General features: G+C 74.8%; 15 protein-coding genes. 4 read left to right on the top strand and 11 right to left on the bottom strand.

Annotated elements, in window-relative coordinates:
• Nucleotides 1–55 precede the first annotated feature (55 nt).
• From E4N63_RS19820 to E4N63_RS19795, 6 genes are all read right to left on the bottom strand, one after another.
• On the bottom strand, nt 56–979 hold the full coding sequence (locus tag E4N63_RS19820; RefSeq protein WP_125624128.1) for a cation diffusion facilitator family transporter: 924 nt from the start codon (nt 977–979) through the stop codon (nt 56–58).
• 87 nt (nt 980–1066) lie between these two features.
• On the bottom strand, nt 1067–2263 hold the full coding sequence (gene manA / locus E4N63_RS19815; protein WP_230241331.1) for a mannose-6-phosphate isomerase, class I: 1197 nt from the start codon (nt 2261–2263) through the stop codon (nt 1067–1069).
• Between the two features lie 150 nt (nt 2264–2413).
• The gene (locus E4N63_RS19810; protein ID WP_125624130.1) at nt 2414–3601 is read right to left on the bottom strand and encodes an SIS domain-containing protein; all 1188 of its coding nucleotides are present in this window, start codon (nt 3599–3601) and stop codon (nt 2414–2416) included.
• A gap of 461 nt (nt 3602–4062) precedes the next feature.
• On the bottom strand, nt 4063–4305 hold the full coding sequence (locus E4N63_RS19805) for a Trm112 family protein (RefSeq protein WP_230241330.1): 243 nt from the start codon (nt 4303–4305) through the stop codon (nt 4063–4065).
• Nucleotides 4306–4472: 167 nt separating this feature from the next.
• A complete protein-coding gene (locus tag E4N63_RS19800) occupies nt 4473–5831 on the bottom strand; it encodes a phosphomannomutase/phosphoglucomutase (RefSeq protein WP_230241329.1) in 1359 nt (452 codons plus the stop codon).
• Nucleotides 5832–5975: 144 nt separating this feature from the next.
• Nucleotides 5976–6416 (bottom strand): DUF3499 domain-containing protein, encoded by a 441-nt coding sequence (locus tag E4N63_RS19795; RefSeq protein WP_230241328.1) that lies wholly within the window; start codon nt 6414–6416, stop codon nt 5976–5978.
• Nucleotides 6417–6686: 270 nt separating this feature from the next.
• Here E4N63_RS19795 and E4N63_RS19790 point away from each other — a divergent pair, with 270 nt between their 5' ends.
• The gene (locus tag E4N63_RS19790) at nt 6687–7151 is read left to right on the top strand and encodes a metallopeptidase family protein (RefSeq protein ID WP_095757259.1); all 465 of its coding nucleotides are present in this window, start codon (nt 6687–6689) and stop codon (nt 7149–7151) included.
• Between the two features lie 79 nt (nt 7152–7230).
• Here the strand turns inward: E4N63_RS19790 and E4N63_RS19785 are convergent, their stop codons facing one another.
• The 3 genes from E4N63_RS19785 to E4N63_RS19775 form a co-directional block, all read right to left on the bottom strand.
• A complete protein-coding gene (locus E4N63_RS19785; RefSeq protein WP_230241327.1) occupies nt 7231–8778 on the bottom strand; it encodes a DUF5719 family protein in 1548 nt (515 codons plus the stop codon).
• Nucleotides 8775–12785 (bottom strand): glycosyltransferase family 2 protein, encoded by a 4011-nt coding sequence (locus E4N63_RS19780; protein WP_230241326.1) that lies wholly within the window; start codon nt 12783–12785, stop codon nt 8775–8777. The genes E4N63_RS19785 and E4N63_RS19780 overlap by 4 nt, the downstream gene beginning before the upstream one ends.
• Nucleotides 12786–13056: 271 nt before the next feature.
• Nucleotides 13057–13320 carry a WhiB family transcriptional regulator gene (locus E4N63_RS19775; RefSeq protein ID WP_004952403.1) on the bottom strand — a complete coding sequence of 88 codons (264 nt, stop codon included), beginning with the start codon at nt 13318–13320 and terminating at the stop codon, nt 13057–13059.
• 788 nt (nt 13321–14108) lie between these two features.
• Here E4N63_RS19775 and E4N63_RS19770 point away from each other — a divergent pair.
• The 3 genes from E4N63_RS19770 to E4N63_RS19760 all read left to right on the top strand — a co-directional run bounded on the left by E4N63_RS19770 (nt 14109) and on the right by E4N63_RS19760 (nt 17103).
• Complete coding sequence (locus E4N63_RS19770; RefSeq protein ID WP_125624136.1) at nt 14109–14618, top strand: cysteine dioxygenase family protein; 510 nt, start codon at nt 14109–14111, stop codon at nt 14616–14618.
• Between the two features lie 122 nt (nt 14619–14740).
• The gene (cofD, locus tag E4N63_RS19765) at nt 14741–15742 is read left to right on the top strand and encodes a 2-phospho-L-lactate transferase (protein WP_125624137.1); all 1002 of its coding nucleotides are present in this window, start codon (nt 14741–14743) and stop codon (nt 15740–15742) included.
• Nucleotides 15739–17103: a coenzyme F420-0:L-glutamate ligase gene (locus E4N63_RS19760; RefSeq protein WP_230241325.1), complete on the top strand. Its 1365-nt coding sequence runs from the start codon at nt 15739–15741 to the stop codon at nt 17101–17103. The genes cofD and E4N63_RS19760 overlap by 4 nt, the downstream gene beginning before the upstream one ends.
• Before the next feature lie 123 nt (nt 17104–17226).
• On the opposite strand, the gene E4N63_RS19755 is transcribed toward E4N63_RS19760, so the two are convergent.
• Nucleotides 17227–18192 (bottom strand): DNA-3-methyladenine glycosylase, encoded by a 966-nt coding sequence (locus tag E4N63_RS19755; RefSeq protein ID WP_374112802.1) that lies wholly within the window; start codon nt 18190–18192, stop codon nt 17227–17229.
• A 225-nt stretch (nt 18193–18417) separates the two neighbouring features.
• A complete protein-coding gene (locus E4N63_RS19750; RefSeq protein ID WP_125624139.1) occupies nt 18418–19500 on the bottom strand; it encodes an NDP-sugar synthase in 1083 nt (360 codons plus the stop codon).
• Between the last annotated feature and the right edge of the window lie 42 nt (nt 19501–19542).

The raw sequence follows: 19542 nt of genomic DNA, 5'->3' as shown, positions 1-19542 counted from the left end.
CCGTCGCCGTGGTGTGCCGTACCGGCGTGGTGCCGTACCGGCGTGCCCGCCCGGGCTACTTGACGGCCGGGGCCCGGTAGATGTCCGGCTCCAGGTAGATCACGCGGGCGATGGGCACGGCCTCGCGGACGCGCGCCTCCGCGGCGTCGATGGCCGCGGCGATCTCCTGGGCGGTGTCGTTCCGCCCGACCGCGACCTTGGCGGCGACCAGCAGCTCGTCCGGGCCCAGGTGCAGGGTGCGCATGTGGATGACGCCGGTGACGGTCTCACCGTCGACCAAGGCCTTGCTGATCCTCTCGACCGCGTCCGTGCCCGCGGCCTCGCCGAGCAGCAGGGACTTGGTCTCCACCGCCAGCACGATGGCGATCAGGATCAGCAGCACGCCGATGCAGAGGGTGCCGATGCCGTCCCAGACGCCCTCGCCGGTGGCGAGGGCCATGCCGACACCGCCCAGGGCGAGTATCAGGCCGACGAGCGCACCCAGGTCCTCCAGCAGCACGACCGGCAGCTCGGGGGCCTTGGCGTGGCGGACGAACTGGATCCAGGACTGCTCACCCCGGATCGCGTTGGACTCCTTGATGGCGGTCCGGAAGGAGAACACCTCGGCGATGATCGCGAAGACCAGGACGCCGACGGGCCAGTACCAGTGGTCCAGCTCGTGCGGGTGTTTGATCTTCTCGTAGCCCTCGTACAGCGCGAACATGCCGCCGACCGTGAAGAGCACAATGGAGACGAGGAAGGCGTAGATGTACCGCTCGCGGCCGTAGCCGAAGGGGTGCTGCGGGGTCGCCTCGCGCTGGGCCCTCTTCCCGCCGACCAGCAGGAGTCCCTGGTTGCCGGAGTCGGCCAGCGAGTGCACGCTCTCCGCGAGCATCGACGAGGAACCGCTGAAGATGAAGGCCACGAACTTGGCCACCGCGATGGCCAGATTCGCGGCCAGCGCGGCCACGATCGCCTTGGTTCCGCCTGACGCACTCATGGGTGCTGTGTGTCCTTCCGTCGTGGCGCGGCACGGGCGCCGCGGTACGGCCGCACATTGTTGCAGTCCCGGAGAGCCCCGGCGGCGTCAGGGCGCCACGGTCGCCCGGAAGACCGTTCCGGCGCCGGAGAGTTCGGCGGATTCACTCGCCGCCGCGTACGCGGAGTCGCCGGGCCGGAGCTCCAGGCGGCGGCCGTCGTCCGCGGTGAGCAGCACCGAACCGGCCGTGCAGAGGAGGATCTGCGGCCTGCCGGAGGGGAGTTGACGGGGCGCCTCGCCCTCGGCGCGGGCGAAGCGGGAGAGCCGGAACTCCTCGGCCGGGGTCTCGTAGGTCTCCTCGCCGTTCACCGCCTCGGGGCGGAGGATGCCGGGGGCGGTGGCCTCGAAGCGGGTGACGCGGAGGAGTTCCGGCACGTCGATGTGTTTGGGGGTGAGACCGCAGCGCAGGACGTTGTCGGAGTTGGCCATCACCTCCACGCCGAACCCCTGGAGGTAGGCGTGCGGCACCCCGGCGCCGAGGTGGAGCGCCTCACCGGGCTGGAGCCGCACGTGGTTGAGCAGCATGGCGGCGATGACGCCGGGGTCGCCGGGGTAGTGCCGGGCGATGGAGGCGTGGGCGGCGTAGGTCTCGCGGTGCGGGCCGGGGCTCTGGGCGAGCCGTTCGGCGGCCCTCCCGGCCTGGCGGACGGTCTCGGCCATCTCCTCGCGGTCCGCGGTGAGGACGGCGGTGAGGACCTCGCGGAGGGCGCCGCTCTCCGGCTCGGCGCGCAGGATGTCCCCGTAGGGCTTGAGAGAGTCCACGCCGAGGCCGTCGAGCAGCGCGGCGGTCGCGGCGGCCGGGCGGAAGCCGCACAGGCCCTCGAACGGCGAGAGGGCGCAGATCAGTTCGGGCTTGTGGTTGGCGTCCTTGTAGTTGCGGTGCGGGGCGTCCACCGGGACGCCGCGGCTCTCCTCGCCGGCGAAGCCCGCCGCCGCCTGTGCGCGGTCGGGGTGTACCTGGAGGGAGAGCGGTGAGGCCGCCGCGAGCAGCTTGAGCAGGAACGGCAGGCGCGGGCCGAAGCGTTCGGCCACCTGTTCGCCCAGCTCGCCGGCCGGGTCGGCGTCGATCACCTCGGAGAGCGGTACGGGGCCGGCGCCGCGGTCCAGCCGGGACGGGGCTCCGGGGTGGGCGCCCATCCAGAGTTCGGCCTGCGGCTCACCGGTCGGTTCGGTGCCGAGCAGTTCCGGGATGGCGGTGGTGGAGCCCCAGGCGTAGGGGCGCACGGTGTTGACGAGGCGGTCCATGGCTCGGTGCTTTCTGCGGGATGCGTACGGGGGTCGCGTACGGGCCGGCCGGCCCGCGGCGGCGCCGGGGCGTGTGCGGGCCGGCGGGGTCCGGCGACGGGTCTCGGGGGCGCCGGGAGCGCGCGGGGTCTTCCGCGTGCTCCCGGCCTCTCATGATCGGTCCCCGGAGGCGAGCACCAGGTAAACGGAGGCGAAATCCGTGATGGCAAGGAGCTCCGCCGCCGCCTCCAGCGCGCTGCCCTCGGAGGGTTCGAGTTCGCTGACGGGGCTCTCGTGGGCCAGGGCGAACTCGCGGGCCGCGGGGGTCGGCGAGCCGGCCGTCAGGCCCTGTTCGCGGAGGAGCACCACGCGCGCGTGGAGAGCGGCGGGGTCCTCCACGCGGTCCCGGAAGAAGTCGTCCGGGTCGGCGCCCGCGGCGAAGGCGCCGGAGAGCAGCGCGGCGTGCTCGGTGAGGGCCTCGGGCAGGGCGGCGGCGAGCGCGGGACGCCCCGCGACGGCCGCGAGCGAGCGGGCGAAGTGTCGGCCGGCCGCACCGGCCACGGGTCCGTCGCTCCACAGCAGCGGCAGGGATTCGGCCAGCTCGGCGGCGAGGGTCTTGGCCGGGTTGCTGTACGTGGCGACGGCGGGGCCGCAGCGTTCGGCGGTCCGGTCGAGCCGGTCGGCGACGAGCTGGACGGTGGCCGGGGGCGCCGGGTGGAAGCCGGTCCGGTCGAGCAGGACGAGCAGCGGGACCAGGAGGGCCCACACCGTCCCGGGCCGCTCCCCGGATACGTCGCCGGCCGGTGCCCGGCGGGCGGGCCATGCGCTGCTGTCGTCCGCGTCCCCGGGCAGCGGGGTCTCGTTCACCGGCGCGGTGAGCGGCACCGCCAGGCCGTGCCGTCCGCCGACGTCGCCGGTGAGGGGGGCGTCGGCCGGGCAGACCGAGACGACGGAGCAGCCGCGCCGGTACGCCTGTTCGACCAGGGCGGACAGGCCCGGTTCGCTGCCGTCGGTCGTGAGGACGATCAGCAGGTCCAGCGGACCGGCCCAGCCGGGGAGGGTCCAGCGCAGCGCGCCGGGGGCGGCCAGGGCGCCGGCCGGGTGGATCGGGTGGACGAGGGTGTTGCCGCCGCTGAGCGCGGCCAGCAGGTCGGCGACGCAGGCGGTGGCCGGTCCGGAACCGGCGATCAGCAGGCTACGCGGCCGCCCGTCGGGCTTGAGGTCGGCCAGTCCGGCCTCCAGGGCGCCCCGGGCGGCGGTGCGGACCCGGGCGCCGGAACCGGCGGCGCCGCGCAGCAGGCCCCGGGTGTCGGCGCGGGCGAGTGCCTCGGGTGCGTCGAGAAGCGACTCGTCGAGCATCTGGTGGAGCCTCCGATCGCCGTGCGGCGGGCCTGCCGTGCTCGGGGGAGTACGCCGGCCCGGTCCGGCCGGTCCGTCCGGACCGGCGGGTCCGAGCCTAGAGCCTGTCCGGCCGATCCCGCCGGGTCCGCGGGGCCCCGGCACCGCGTCTCGCCGCGTTGCCGGGCACGCCCCGCACGTCCCGTGGGCGGGCGCCCCCACCGACCCCACCGCCTTGCGATGCACGGCACCGGACACCGCGTCCTGCCGGCACGCACGGCCGGACGGAACCCAAGGGTTGTCCCGTAATCCGCGGTGGGGCAGCGCGCGGCGTCGGATGCGGTGCATCGCAAGGCGGAGGGGCGTCCGCGTACTGGAGTGTGCGGACGTTCCGACAACGCGGCGTGGGGGCGCCCCCGGCCGGAGGCGGGGGGAGTGCCGTAGCCGGCGTCGGGCGCCCGCCGGGGATTACGGGACGACCCTCAGGCGGGGCGGCGGGCCTCGTCGACGAGGAGCACGGGGATGCCGTCCCGGACCGGGTAGGCCAGCCCGCAGCCGGTGCAGACCAGTTCGGTGGTGCCGGGCTCGCCGCCGGACGTCTCGCCGGGCGTCTCGCCGGACGTCTCGCCGGACGGGCCGGTGCTCGCGCCGCCGGACTCCTCGCGGAGCGGGGCGTGGCAGGCCGGGCAGGCGAGGATGGCGAGAAGACCGGCTTCGAGCGGCATGGCACGTCCCTTTCGGTGGGCTCTCCCGTCCGGCGGGGCGGTGGGAGAGGGCGTTCGGCCTCGTCAGCGTACCGCCGGGCCGCACACCGCGAGGCGTGCGGCCCGGCCGGGTCCGTGGGCGGCCGCCGGGCCGCCGGGCCGGAGAGGACCGGCCGGCGAGGGGCCGCTCAGGCGCGGACGATGGCCAGGACCTCGTCGCGGATCTTGTCGGCGGTGGCCCGGTCGCGCGCCTCGACGTTGAGGCGCAGCAGCGGCTCGGTGTTCGAGGCGCGCAGGTTGAACCACCAGTCGGCGGTGGTGACCGTCAGGCCGTCGAGTTCGTCCAGTTCGGTGCCGGGCCGGCCGGCGTAGGCGGCCCTGACGGCGGCGGCGCGGCCGGCCTGGTCCTCGACGCGGCTGTTGATCTCCCCGGAGGCGGCGTACCGGTCGTACTGCGCCACCAGCTCCGACAGCGTGCCGGGCTGGCCGCCGAGCGCGGCGAGGACGTGGAGCGCGGCGAGCATGCCGGTGTCCGCGTTCCAGAAGTCGCGGAAGTAGTAGTGCGCGGAGTGCTCGCCACCGAAGATCGCGCCGGTGCGGGCCATCTCCCCCTTGATGAAGGAGTGCCCGACGCGGGTGCGCACGGGCGTGCCGCCGTTCTCCTTGACCACCTCGGGGACGGACCAGGAGGTGATGCAGTTGTGGATGACGGTTCCACCGCCGTGCTTGGCGAGTTCGCGGGCGGCGACGAGGGCCGTGACGGCGGACGGCGAGACGGGCTCGCCGCGCTCGTCGACCACGAAGCAGCGGTCGGCGTCGCCGTCGAAGGCCAGGCCGATGTCGGCGCCGAGCTCCCGGACCCTCGCCTGGAGATCGACGATGTTCTCCGGGGCGAGGGGGTTGGCCTCGTGGTTGGGGAAGGTGCCGTCCAGTTCGAAGTACATCGGGACCAGTTCGACGGGCAGGCCGTCGAGGACGGTGGGCACGGTGTGGCCGCCCATGCCGTTGCCGGCGTCCACGACGACCTTCAGCGGGCGGATGCCCGTGAGGTCGACCAGGCCGCGCAGGCAGGCGGCGTAGTCGGCGAGGACGTCCCGCTGCGTGATGGCGCCCGGGGTCTCGGCGGGGGCGGGGGCGCCGCTCTCGCTCCACTCCTCGACGAGGGCGCGGATCTCCGCGAGGCCGGTGTCCTGGCCGACGGGGGTGGCGCCGGCCCGGCACATCTTGATGCCGTTGTACTGGGCCGGGTTGTGGCTGGCGGTGAACATCGCGCCGGGCAGGTTGAGTTGGCCGCTGGCGAAGTACAGCTGGTCGGTCGAGCACAGGCCGATCTCGGTGACGTCCGCGCCGAGGGCGGCGGCTCCGCGGCCGAACGCCCGGGAGAGGCCGGGGGACGAGGGCCGCATGTCATGTCCGACGACAATGGCCTCCGCCCCGGTCACCCGGGTGAAGGCCGCGCCGAAGAGCTCCGCGAGCGGTTCGTCCCACTGGTCCGGGACCACACCGCGCACGTCGTACGCCTTCACGATCTGCGACAAGTCGGGCACTGCCCACCCCTTCCGGGAGTCCTATCGGAACGACAAACCTACCCGGATCGGTGCCGGAGGCAGCAGGGGGTCCGAGGTCCGGACGGGTAGCGTGCGGAAACGGGCCCCGGGCGGGGCGGCGCACCGGGCGGCGGCGGATCCGGCTCAGGGCTCGGGCGAGCGCAGGACCCGCAGGTGCCCGCGGCGGGCGACCTCTCTCGGGTCGGCCTCGCGGCCGCCGGGTCCGCCCTGCGCCCCGGCCGCGCGCTCCTGCGGGCGGGCGGCTTCACGGACGGCGTTGGCGAGGGCTTCGAGATCGTCGCTGCTGGGCCGGGCCGGGCCGGTGTCGACGGCGAGCCGGACGACCTCCCAGCCGCGCGGCGCGGTGAGCCGCTCGGAGTGCTCGGCGCAGAGGTCGTAGCAGTGCGGCTCGGCGTAGGTGGCGAGTGGCCCGAGAACGGCGGTCGAGTCCGCGTAGACGTACGTCAGCGTCGCGACGGCGGGACGACCGCACGCGGTGCGCGAACATCGGCGTACAGGGCTCACGAGGTTGGACGGTACCGCACTCTTGAGCGGGCCGCGACGACTCTCCCGGAGCCCACCCACCGTGTCGCGCCCCTGGGGACAAGGGTGTTGACCTGCGAGCCCGAGGTCTGACCTGCGGCGGGCACCCGACGGAGCGGGACCTTCCGAGCGGGGTGGCACAGCGGCTCGTCCCGCTTGACGGCACTTCGCCCGGAATCGTTTCACCACATCGTTTCACCACGGAGGGCGGAGCCGCTGTCCGGATGATCCGGGTCATGCCGGTTCGCGATCCGAGCGGGCCCCGCTCGTCCATCTCTCGGGGCGGCCGGGCGGCGGCTACTCTCGGAGGTGATGAGCAGCTCCGTACCACCCCGCCCCTCCGAGCCCCGTCCGCGGCGCCGGGACCGCCACGGACGCGGTATGCGCGGACCGATCGCGCCGCCGCAGGTGCCGCTCGCCCTGAGCCGCGCCGCGGCCTTCACCGATCTGGTGCACGACTCGGTGGAGCGGCTCGAACGGCACTGGCCGCAGCTCTCCGAGGTGGAGTTCGCCGTTCTGGACGTCCCGTCCTTCGGCGACGGCGGCGAGGACCGCGCCGAGGGCTGGGAGGACGAGGGGACGGTGCCGCTGGGCCGGGTGACCTCCGCCCGGGGGGACGGGCCGGCCAGGATCGTCGTCTACCGGCGCCCGGTGGAGATCCGTACGAAGAATCGTGACGAGCGGGCCCTGCTGGTGCACGAGATCGTGGTCGAGCAGGTGGCCGAACTGCTGGGGCTGGCACCGGAGTCGGTGGACCCGCGGTACGGGCAGGACTGAGACCGGGCCGGAGCCGGACGCGCCCGGTGCGCCCGGACCGTGCCCTCGGCTGCTCCCGGCTGCCTGCTCTCGCCTGCTCTCAGCGCATCAGCAGGGACAGGTCCTCGGCGGCCTCGGGGACGACGACCGTGCCCCGGTCGTCGGGAACCGGCTGGACGGTGAACATCGGCACCCCGCCCTTGGGCCGTTCGAGCATCCGGGAGGCGTACACGGGCCCGCCGGACAGTGCCTCGACGGTCAGCGCGTGGGTGCCCTTGCCGCCCGAGGGGACGGGGGGCTCCGGCACGCTGAGCGTCGTACCGGCCTTGACCGTGTACTCCTTGCTCACCGGCTTGCCGCCCCCGCTGCCCGCCGAGGCGGTGACCTTGACCCTGGCGGCCTTCCCGGGCGCGACGAGGGAGAGGACGGACCCCTTGGCCCGGTTGTCGGCCGCGGTGCCGCGCGCCTCGATCCGCGCGGTGGCCGGGATGAACGCCATTTCCCGGTCTCCGCCCTTGCCGCGGACGACGCGCAGGGCGACCGCGTACGGGGCGGTGTCGCCGCCGTCCGCCGGGCTCAGCACCAGGGAGCCTGGCTCGCCCTTGGTGATGTCGTCCAGGTCCACGGACGTCACCATGCCGCGCTTGAGGGTCAGGGTCTCGTGTCCGGCGGGGGTGAACGAGCCGGTCGGTCCGGCGAGTTCCACCTTCAGATCGGCGTCGCGGTCGCCGGTCGCCACCGCCACCAGCCGTACGGAGACCGCGTCCTCCGGGATGCCGGGGAGCACGGCGCTGCCGGCCGCCGCCGTCGAGGGCGGCAGCCAGTCGCTGCCCGTCCCGCTGTCCGTGGCGCGGACGGCGGCGCCGACGCGGCCGGAACGGGCGACGACGTGCACGGCGACGTCGGCGGCCTTCTCGGAGGTGAGCGTGGACAGCAGGACGGAGGTGGCGGAGCGGGGCGGGACGGTGATGCCCTCACCCGTCTCGGTCTCGATCCGGCCCTTCCCGCCGTACAGCTCCAGATCGACGACGGCGGCGGCGTCATCGGGATTGGTCAGCTCGACGTAGTCCTGGCGGCTCTCGGCGGTGCTCGTGCCCGCGAACCAGAAGTCGGTGTCGGGGGCGGTGCAGGAGACGCCGAGGACGCCGCGTCCCTCACCGGAGCCGATCACGGTTGTCTGCTGGGCGGTCCAGCCGGGGGCGAGGGCGCCGTCGGCGGTACCGATGAGGGCGGGCGCGCCGGCCCCGGAGACGGAGGCGACCGCGGGGGCGCCCGGCTTCTTCAGGGGAGCGACAGGATCGGGTCCGGCCTTCTCGCCGCCGTTCTCCTCCTCGGCTCCCTCTTCGTCCTCGTCCTTCTCGCCGTCCTTGCCCCCGCCGGTCTCCGCCTCCTCCTCGGCGGGCAGGAGTTCGGCCGTGCCCTTGGGGCCCGCGGCCTCGTCCTCGGGCGTGAACGAGGTGTAGCCGGTCTCGGCCAGCTCCGACAGCGACGGCTCCGGGCAGAGCAGCTCGGAGCGCTCCACGGGCAGCCGTTCGGCCGCGGCCGCCGATCGCTCCGGTGTCCCACCGGGTGCGGCCAGGGCCGCGACTCCGGTGACCGCGGCGAGGGCCGTGGTGGCGGCGAGCAGGGAGAGGGTGGTGCGGTTCACTGCTGATCGCTCCCGTCGCGGCGGGGGGCGGGCTCGCCGTCCTCCCCGTGGACCGTCTCATTCCGGGCGGGATCGCCGCCGGCGTAGGGCTGGGCCGGGTAGCCGTACGGGCCGGGCTGCTGCCCGTCGTACTGCTGCTGCCCGTCGTACTGCTGCTGCGCGTCGTACTGCTGCTGCGCGTCGTACTGCTGCTGCGCGTCGTACTGCTGCTGACCATCGCTGTACGGAGCGGCCCGGTAGGGGTCCGGCTGGTACGGGCCGGTGTACTGGCCGGCGCCGTACTGCTGGTACTGCCCGTCGCCGTAGCCCTGGTACCGCTGTTCCCCCTGGCCCTGGTACGGCTCGCCCCCGTACTGCTCCCCCGGGTACGGCTGTCCGCCGCCGGGGGCGTAGCTCTGCTGGTCCCAGGTGCCGTAGGGCTGCTGCGGCATCTGCTGCGGCACGCCCTCCGGGTACGGCCCGGCCGGTGCCCCGGAGGCAGCGGCCCCCTGCCCCGCCCGGTCCGCGGACTCGGCCGCCTGGGAGGCGCGGAAGGCGTCGAACGCATCGAACGGGTCGTCCTCGGCCGCGGCGGCCGGTGCGGTCCCGGCCGGAACTGGCTGCTCCGGCGCGCTCTCCGGTTCCCTGCCCTGCGCCGCGGCCTCGGCCTCCGCGGCCGCCCGCAGCCTGCGGGCCCGGCGGCCCTCGCCGTCCACGGGCTGCGCGGGCACGGCCGGCTCCGGTGCGGTCTCGGGCAGGTCGTCGTCGACCTCACGGCGCCGGCCGGGCAGGGCGAGCACCACCAGGACGACGGCCAGCAGCCCTTGTGCCCCGATCCACAAGGTGTGGCTCAGCGGCGACTCGTACGTCAGGTCGAGGCGGCCGGCGTTCGCGGGCAGTTCGAAGCCCTGGGCCCACTCGTCGACCGTGGTCGGAGTCAGCGGCTTGCCGTCGAGAGTGGCGGTCCAGCCGGGGGCGGCCCGGTCGGCGACGCGCAGCACGCGGCCCTCCGGCCCTGCGGGGAGTGAGGTGTGGGCCTCGACGGGTCCGGCGGCGACCGGGACCGGCTCGGCGTCCTCCGCCGCTCCCCCGCCCCCGTCGGGGTTCTCGATGACGGTGAGGCGGGCGACGCGCCGGTCGAGCCGCCAGAGGGAACTGCCGTCCTCCTGGCTGAGCCGGGTCAGTCCGGGGGTGGTGTCCAGCACCCGGCCCATCTCGCGGGGGGCCCCGTCGCGGACGAGGATGTAGCGCACCGCGTAGCCGCCGAGCTGGTCGGTCTGGTCGGCGCCGGAGCCCGCGACGAGGTTGGCGACGATGCCGTCCAGCCGGAGGTCCCCGCCGCTCGCCGCGGCGAGGTCGGCGTCGCCCAGCCGGGCGCCCGAACCGCGCACCAGGGTGTACGAGACCCGGCCCGGCTCGCCGCCGAGCACGAGGGTGCGCGCCTGGTCCTGGGTGCGGCTCTCCTCGGCGACGAACGGCGGCACCTGCACGGGGTCGCGCCGTTCGACCGGGCCGGCCGCCCCGCCGTACATCCAGGCGACGGCGGAGAGCAGCGGGCCGGCGGCGGCCGCCAGGGCGATCAGTGCCGCGGCCGGCTGCCGCCAGCCGAAGCTCTGCGCGGCGACGCGTTCGCGCGCGTTCTCCGCGCCGACGGCAGCGGCGGACAGCAGTGCGATGCCGTAGACGAGGGTGGCGGGCCCGGCCCACGCGGAGCCATTGGAGAGCGCGGCCAGGAGCAGGGCCGCGATCGCCACGGCCCAGGCGGTGCGGACCGCGCGCTGCCGGTCGCCGCGGAGCAGGGCGGCCAGGGCCGCGAGCACCACACCGGCGAGGAGGAACCCGCCCGCCGCCTTCGGCCCGCCGGGGCTGACCATCAGCAGGTCCAGCGCGGTGGCGGAGCCGGTGCCGTACTCCAGTCCGGCCTCGCGGAGGAAGCCGGACGGCGAGGTCAGCAGCGACAGCGACCAGGGAGCGAGAACCACCAGCGGGGTGACGAGCACCAGGGCGAGGCGGATCCCGTAGGCGGCCGTACCGCCCTGGTGGCGCACGGTGCGCGTCACGAGCAGCACGATGCCCAGCAGCAGGGTGAGCGGCCAGACGACGGGGGTGAAGGCCGTGGTGAAGGTGAGCAGGAGCGTGTAGGCCCAGACGGCGCGCCAGCTCGGGCGGGCGCCCGGAGCCGCTTCCCCGTCACGCTCGCCGGCGTCGCTGTCGCGGCCGGACGGCAGGGCCGCTCCGGCGGCGGCGACGGCCGCACGGGCCATCAGCGGCAGCAGTACCGCGAGCACGGCGGTGCCCAGCCGGCCGCCTGCCAGCGCGCCGGTCGCGGCGGGCAGGAAGGCGTACGCCACGGCCGCCCAGGCGCGCAGCAGGCGCGACTCGACCAGCGGCCGGGAGGCGAAGTAGGCGCTCAGCCCGGCCAGCGGCACCGAGCAGACGAGGAGCAGCGTCAGGGCCGCGCCGGTGCTGCCGAGCAGCAGGGTGGACAGGGCGGCGATGACGGCCAGGTAGGGCGGTGCCGCCTCGGTGCCGCCGGTGCCGACGGGCTGCCAGGCGGACAGATAGCGGTCCCAGAGGCCGGAGGCGTCCGCCGGGGCGGGCAGCAGGGCCCCTCCGGCGAGCGTGCCGGAGCCGAGCAGTCCGCGGCAGGCGACGAGGGAGACCACCAGCAGCAGGAGGAAGAGGACCGGCCCCGGCTTGCGCGCGACGCGCTTCAGCCGGGCGAACTGTTCGATCTCCATGAAGTCGGCGTCGTCACCGCCCGGTCCGGACTCGACGGCGCCGTGCCGGCCGCCGGAGGCGAGCTCGGGTTCCGAGCGGCCGCTGAAGTTGCCGACGACCGCCTCGGCCGTCGCCCGCACCGTCGCACCGGGCGGTGGGAACAACGGCCGCAGCTCGGCCGGTTCGACCGCCGGGCGGCCGCGCCGGCGCCGCCCGGCGAGGATCCGCCCCGGCCGCAGCAGCACGCCGAGGAGTCCCGCGATCTCGTCCAGCGCCTGGCCGGGCACCTTGCCGACCAGATAGGCGAGGGTGCGCAGCACGGTGCCGAGCACCAGGCGCAGCAGGACGTACGGCAGCGCGGCGCCGCGGGAGTTGACGAGCATCGTGTAGACCGCGCCGGCTTTGTCGACACGGTGCGGGTTGGCCGCCGAGCGGCCGGCGCAGTCGATGGGCCGCCGTTCGCGCGCGGCGGCCTCCGCGTGCCGCAGGACGGCCTCGGGGGCGACGAGGACCTGGTGGCCCGCGGCCTGGGCGCGCCAGCACAGGTCGACGTCGTCGCGCATCAGGGGGAGCCGCCGGTCGAAGCCGCCGAGTTCGTCCCAGACGTCGCGCCGGATCAGCATGCCGGCGGTGGAGACCGACAGCACCGGCCGCACCTGGTCGTGCTGGCCCTGGTCCTGCTCACGGCGGTCGAGGCCGGTCCAGCGGCGGCCGCTGCGGGCGATGCTGACGCCCGCCTCCAGGAGCTGCCGGCGGTCGTACCAGCCGCGCAGCTTGGGGCCGATGATCGCGGTGGACGGGGAGGAGTCGGCCACCCGCAGCAGCTCGGCCAGGGCGTCCGGCTCGGGGGCGCAGTCGTCGTGCAGCAGCCAGAGCCACTGGACGGGCTCGCCGTGCGGCAGTTCGGGCATGTCGTAGGCGTCGTCGCGCCAGGTACGGGTCTCCGGGTCCCAGCCGCTGGGGCGCTTCAGATACGGCAGGTCGTCGGGGGTGAGCACACCAGCTGTCCGGACGGCCTCGTCGACGGCCGTGCCGAAGCCGGACCGGCGCGCGAGGTGCAGCACCCGCTCGGCTCCGAGGGTGTCGGTGAGCAGCGCCGCGGACTCGTCGGCGCTGCCGGTGTCGGCGGCGATGACGTTCTGGACGGGGCGTTCCTGGCCGACCAGTCCGGCGAGCGCCTGTGGCAGCCAGCGGGCACCGTCGTGGGAGACCAGCACGGCGGTGACGACATGCCGCGGGTATTCGGGGGCGGCGGCTCCGGAGAGGGCTGCCGGCCGGCTGTGCGCCGAGTGGCTGTGCACGGACATCGAGGTACGGGCCCCGGTTCGCTGGACTGCGGTGGACGCACGCGCTCGCGAGGAGGCGGGTGAGTCTCGGACGGCCCCCCACACTAACGGCTCGGAGCGGGGCGCCGGTCCGGCCGTCCGCACAGCAATCCGCCTCCCACGCGGCTGCGGGGGAGGCGGGATGAGAAATGTTCACGTATGCGCGGTCCGCGTATGTGACGTCGGGGTATGTGCGGTACGGGTATGTGCGGTACGCGCGGGCTCCGGGGAAATCCGCGGAAGGGCCCGGCGGTCAAACGGCGGCCTTCTTCAGCCGGCGGCGCTCACGCTCGGAGAGCCCGCCCCAGATGCCGAAGCGCTCGTCATTGGCGAGGGCGTATTCGAGGCACTCGGAGCGCACCTCGCAGGCCAGGCAGACCTTCTTCGCCTCACGGGTGGAACCGCCCTTTTCCGGGAAGAAAGACTCGGGATCGGTCTGGGCGCACAGTGCGCGCTCCTGCCATCCGAGCTCCTCATCCGCCTCCTCGACCAGCAATTGCTGGAACAGCTCGGTCATGTGCGCCCCTGTCTGTCTTTGCGTCCCCGTGATGCTGCCGTTATCGATAACGGCCGAACGACACGAGTGAAATTACAAGTGTGCCGATCCGGGCCAGTCAAGCCGAGATCTGCTATTGGGCCCCTTATTCACTCTGGGGAACCAAGGCTTTGCGGAAAGTGTTCAAATCGTCCTAAAGCATGACAGTTCGCCGCGCCCGCATGTGATCACCCCCTCCGCAGAAGAGACGCCGGCGCCCGCCGCCCCGTTGCCCTTCCGGCTCCGCGGGACGGAGCTGATCACAGTCGGATCACAGAAGCACAACGGCGGCGCTCCGGCGACTGCTGCGCCGTGTGTCCCCGAATCGGGGTGCACAAACCTTTCACCGTGCCGAGTCGCCGGAAGAGGTGAACCCTCGCCTCCGCAACGGGCCCCAGGTTGACAAGGAAGCAGCGCACCGGGTCTTCTGGGTGCCATGCCAGTGACGCTCGCGCCCTCCCGGACCCGCTCCCGCCTCTCGTGCGGTGTCGCGCTCCGCTGTGCCCCGGGCGCCCGTCGCTGCTGTTGTCGCTGTTCCGGCTGTTGATCGCCACCGCGTTCCGGCTGTTGATCCCCACCGCGCGTCACCGCTGCGGACCAACCCCGCCGCTCGCTCCCGCCGTTCCCCCCGGCCGGTCCTGACCGCCGGCCCGGGCCACCGGCGGACGCCGCCGACCGGCAGGACCGATCCTCACCGCTGATCGCCCTCACCGCTGATCGCCCTCGCCCCAGCCCGTCAGCTCTCCTTACGCCGAGGAACCCGACATCCCATGAACAGCGACGTCCAGATCGCCGGCGACCCGCTCGCCATCCCCCACCTCCTGCCGCCCGCGCCCGCGCACCCCGCCACGGTCGCCGAGTTCGCCGGACTCGCCCGCGCCGTCGCCGACGACCGCGCCTCGTGGGCGCCGCTCGTCCGGTACGACGCCACGAGCCGCTGGTACCACCGGCTGCGCACCGGCCCCGGATACGAGGTCTGGCTGCTGAGCTGGCTCCCCGGGCAGGGCAGCGGCGCACACGGCCACGGACCCTCCTCCGGTGTGCTGACCGTTCTCCGGGGCGAGTTGACCGAACGCTCGGGCAGCGCGCCGCGCGTGCTCGGGTCCGGGGCGCAGCGTGTCTTCGCCCCCGGGTACGTCCACGAGGTGGTCAACGACGCCCTCGTCCCGGCCGTCAGCCTTCACGTCTACTTCCCGGGACTGACCGAGATGCCGATGCACGACGCCGGCACCGTCCGCGCCGGGACCCGGGCGTGCCTCGGCACCACGGTGGCCGGCTGACGGCCGGGGACCCCCGCCCGTCACCCACCACCACCCTCAACGGAAGCCTTCGGCTGACAGACTGCCCCACCCGTCACCCACCACCACCCTCAACGGAAGCCTTCGGCTGACAGACTGTCCTTATGCGCATTGTGGTTCTGGCCGGGGGTATCGGTGGCGCCCGCTTTCTCCGTGGTCTCAAAGCGGCAAGTCCCGACTCCGACATCACCGTCATCGGCAACACCGGTGACGACATCCATCTGTTCGGGCTGAAGGTCTGCCCGGACCTCGACACCGTGATGTACACGCTCGGCGGCGGCATCCACGAGGAGCAGGGGTGGGGCCGGGCCGACGAGACCTTCTCCGTCAAGGAGGAGCTCGCGGCGTACGGCGTGGGGCCCGACTGGTTCGGGCTCGGCGACCGCGACTTCGCGACGCACATCGTCCGCACCCAGATGATCGCCGCGGGCTACCCGCTCAGCGCCGTCACCGAGGCGCTGTGCACCCGCTGGAAGCCAGGGGTGCGGCTGCTGCCCATGACCGACGACCGCGTCGAGACCCATGTGCTGATCGACGACCCCGACGCCGGAGCCGGCGGGACGGCCGGTGACGGGGCCGCCGCCCGGGGCGGGCGCAAGGCCGTGCACTTCCAGGAGTACTGGGTGCGGCACCGCGCGGCCATGCCCGCGCACGCCGTCGTGCCCGTCGGCGCCGAGCAGGCCAAACCGGCGCCCGGCGTCCTGGACGCGATCGCCGCGGCCGACCTCGTGCTCTTCCCGCCGTCCAACCCGGTGGTCAGCATCGGCACGATCCTCGCCGTCCCGGGCATCCGCGAGGCCATCGCCGACGCGGGCGTGCCGGTCGTCGGCCTCTCCCCCGTCATCGGCGGCGCGCCGGTGCGCGGCATGGCCGACAAGGTGCTCGCCGCGGTGGGCGTCGAGTCCACGGCGGCCGCCGTGGCGCAGCACTACGGCTCCGGTCTGCTCGACGGCTGGCTCGTGGACACCGCCGACGCGGACGCCGTCGAGGCCGTGGAGGCGGCCGGTATCCGCTGCCGCGCCGTGCCACTGCTGATGACCGACGGCGAGAGCACCGCGGCCATGGCGCGTGAGGCGCTCGCCCTGGCCGGGGAGGTGCAGGGATGAGCGGTGCCGCGGCCGTCCACTCCTGCCCCTCCTACCGGGTCTGGGCGCTGCCCGGGATACCGGAGGTGCGCACCGGGGACGATCTCGTCAAACTGATCGCCGACGCCGCCACCGCGCCCGGGGCGCCGGGGCTCGCGCACGGCGACGTCCTGCTGGTGACCTCGAAGATCGTCAGCAAGGCGGAGGGCCGGGTCAGCGAGGCCGCGGACCGCGAGGCCGCCATCGACGCGGAGACCGTGCGGGTGGTGGCCCGCCGGGGGCCGCTGCGGATCACCGAGACCCGGCACGGTCTGGTCATGGCCGCGGCCGGCGTCGACGCCTCGAACACCCCTGCCGGCACCGTGCTGTTGCTGCCCGTGGATCCGGACGCCTCCGCGCGCGCGATCCGGGCCGGGCTGCGGGAGGCCCTCGGTGTGGACGTCGGGGTGCTGGTCACCGACACCTTCGGCCGGCCCTGGCGGACCGGTCTCACGGATGTCGCCATCGGGGCCGCGGGGGTCCGGGTCCTCGACGACCTGCGGGGCGGGGAGGACGCGCACGGCAACCGGCTCAGCGCGACCGTCACCGCGACCGCCGACGAACTGGCCGCCGCCGGTGACCTGGTGAAGGGCAAGGCGGGCGGGCTGCCCGTCGCCGTCGTCCGCGGTCTGCCGCATGTGCTGACGGACGGCGCGGACGGCCCGGGCGGGGCGGCGGAGCCGGAACGGGGCGCGCGGGAACTGGTGCGCGATCCCGCCGACGACATGTTCCGGCTGGGCACCTCCGAGGCCGTACGGGAGGCGGTGACGCTGCGGCGCACCGTCCGCGAGTTCACGGCCGAGCCGGTGGACGGGGCCGCGGTGCGCCGGGCGGTGGCGGCGGCCGTGACGGCGCCCGCACCCCACCACACGACGCCGTGGCGGTTCGTGCTGCTGGAGTCGGAGAGCGCGCGCGTCGAACTGCTGGACGCCATGCGCGAAGCCTGGATCGCCGATCTGCGGGGGGACGGCTTCCCGGAGGAGAGCATCGCCCGACGGGTCCGGCGGGGCGACGTGCTGCGCCGGGCGCCGTATCTGGTGGTGCCGTGCCTGGTGATGGACGGCTCGCACACCTATCCGGACGAACGGCGGAACACGGCGGAGCGGGAGATGTTCGTCGTCGCGGCCGGCGCCGGGGTGCAGAACTTCCTGGTGGCGCTGGCCGGGGAGCGGCTCGGTTCGGCCTGGGTGTCGTCCACGATGTTCTGCCGGGACGTCGTACGGGACGTGCTCGGGCTGCCCGCGGACTGGGACCCGATGGGCGCGGTGGCGGTCGGCCACCCGGCGGCACCGCCCCGGGAGCGGCCCGCGCGGGACGCCGGGGCGTTCGTCGAGGTGCGCTGAGGGGGCCCGGTCCGATGCCCTCCTGCGGGGCCGCGGTGCCGTGGCGGGGGCCGGTGTCGCGGCGGGTCGGCCGTTCGGCACGGCCCGCCGTGGGCGGCACGGTGAGTCGTGTACCGGCGCGGCTCAGAGCCTGCGGATGTCGCCGACCGGGAAACGGGGGGCGCGCCGCGGCGGCACGCGCCCCGACAGCAGGATCAGCCGGCAGGCCCGGTGGCGCTGTCCGGCGTACGGGGCGAGGAGCTCCAGCATCCGGGCGTCGTCGGTGCCGCGGGTGCCGGTGAGCGCGTAGCCCACGATCCCCGGCAGGTGCAGATCGCCGACCGTGACCGCGTCCGCCGCGCCGTTGCTGCGCTGGAGGACCTCGGCGGCCGTCCAGGGGCCGATGCCGGGGATGAGCTGGAGCCGCGCGGAGGCCGCGGCGAGATCCATGGCGGTCGCCTCCTCCAGCCGGCGGGCGACGCGGGCGGCCCGCACGATCGCCGCCGAGCGCTTGCCGTCGACGCCCGCCGCGTGCCACTCCCAGGAGGGCAGCATCACCCAGCCGCGGGGGTCGGGCATGACACGCATGTGCCCGGCGCCGGGGGCCGGTTCACCGTGCCGCCGCAGCAGGATCCGCCAGGCGCGGTACGCCTCGTCGGATGTGACCTTCTGTTCGAGAACGGACGGTATCAGGGATTCGAGGACGAGCCCGGTGCGGGCGAGCCGGAGGCCGGGGTGACGGCGGTGCGCCTCGTACACCGGGCGGTGGCGGGGGGTGAACCGCCCGGGCTCGTCCTCCGCGCCGCAGAGGGCCGGCACGCCGTCGAGCAGCCATTCGGCTCCGGGGCCCCAGGCGTGCGCCTCGACCTCGCCCGTGCGGAGCCGCGCGAGCCGCAGCGTGCCCGGGCCGAGGGGCGTGCGGCTGGCCCGCCACACGGACCCGTCGGGTTCGGTGCGGAAGGCGGGGTCGCCCGGGCCGCGGCGCAGCACGCCCACGGTGCGGGCGAGGTCGAGCGGCCACGGCGGTGTCCAGCGCCGGCCGCGGGCGCCGGCGGTGCGGGCCGCGCCGCGTTCCGGGCTGCCCGGCGCCGCGGAGGGGCTGGGGTTCACGACGGTCGGTCCTCGGGGCGGGAGTGGGGCCCTATGAGGGTAAGCGCACCTCCGGACCGCTCCGGCCGCCGGCCCCGGGCGGAGCCTCCGGGCGACCGCGGGCCGGGAGCGGCCGGCCCCCGCCCCCTGGTCGTCCAAGGGGTCCGGCGGCCCTCTCCTCCGGTGCGCTGTCCGGGAGTTGGGGCTGCCGGCCGGGGAGAACGGCCAACGGGCCGGCGAGGACGGCTACTGATCGGAGGAGAAGCGGATCCCGGCCTCGGGGATGCGGGCGCCGCACCAGACGCGGACGCCCTCGCGGAGTTCGTTGTCGGCGCCCACGGTCGCGCCGTCACCGATGACCGCGCCGTGCAGCACCGTACGGGCGCCGATGACGGCCCCGGCGCCGATCAGGGAGTCGGTGATCCGGGCGCCGTCGCCGACGACCGCGCCGTCCAGGACGGTGCTGCCGTCGACGCTCGCCCCGGCGCCCACCCGGGCGCCCGCGCCGATGACGGTGCCGCCGGTGAGCTTGGCGTCCGGGGCCACGTCGGCCCCGTCCAGCACCAGTCGGTCACCGCAGCCGCCGGGCACGGCCGGGGAGGGCGCGCGGCCGAGCACGAGGTCGGCGGAGCCGCGGACGAAGGCCTGTGGGGTGCCGAGGTCGAGCCAGTAGGTGGAGTCGACCATGCCGTGCAGATGGGCGCCGGCTTCGAGCAGGCCGGGGAAGGTCTCGCGTTCGACGGAGACGGGACGGCCCTCGGGTATCGAGTCGATCACGGAGCGGTCGAACACATAGGCGCCCGCGTTGATCTGGTCGGTGACGATCTCCTCGGGCGTCTGCGGCTTCTCCAGGAACGCCGTGACCCGCCCGCTGCCGTCGGTGGGGACGAGACCGAAGGCCCGCGGGTCCTCGACCCGGGTGAGATGGAGCGAGACATCCGCGCCCGAGGTGGTGTGGGTCTCCACCAGGGCGCGGATGTCGAGGCCGGTGAGGATGTCGCCGTTGAAGATGAGCACCGGCTCGTCCGGCCCGGAACGGAGGCGCGGGGCGACATTGCGTATCGCGCCTCCGGTGCCCAGGGGTTCGGTCTCGGTGACGTACTCCAGGTGGAGGCCGAGGTCCGAGCCGTCACCGAAGTACGGCTCGAACACCTCGGCCAGATAGGACGTGGCGAGCACGACGTGCTCGACGCCGGCCGCCCGGGCCCTGGCGAGCTGGTGGCTGAGGAACGGGACGCCGGCCGCCGGGATCATGGGCTTGGGCGTGTGCACCGTCAGCGGGCGCAGCCGGGTGCCCTTGCCACCGACCAGGAGGATCGCTTCAGTCACCTTTGTCTTCTCTGCTTCCTGCCAGGGCCGGCCGTGTGGTCG

Source organism: Streptomyces sp. MNU89, assembly GCF_020982505.1.
Classification (GTDB): domain Bacteria; phylum Actinomycetota; class Actinomycetes; order Streptomycetales; family Streptomycetaceae; genus Streptomyces; species Streptomyces xinghaiensis.
The sequence above is the reverse complement of the archived record's forward strand: the minus strand, read 5'-3'. Positions and strand labels throughout refer to the sequence as shown.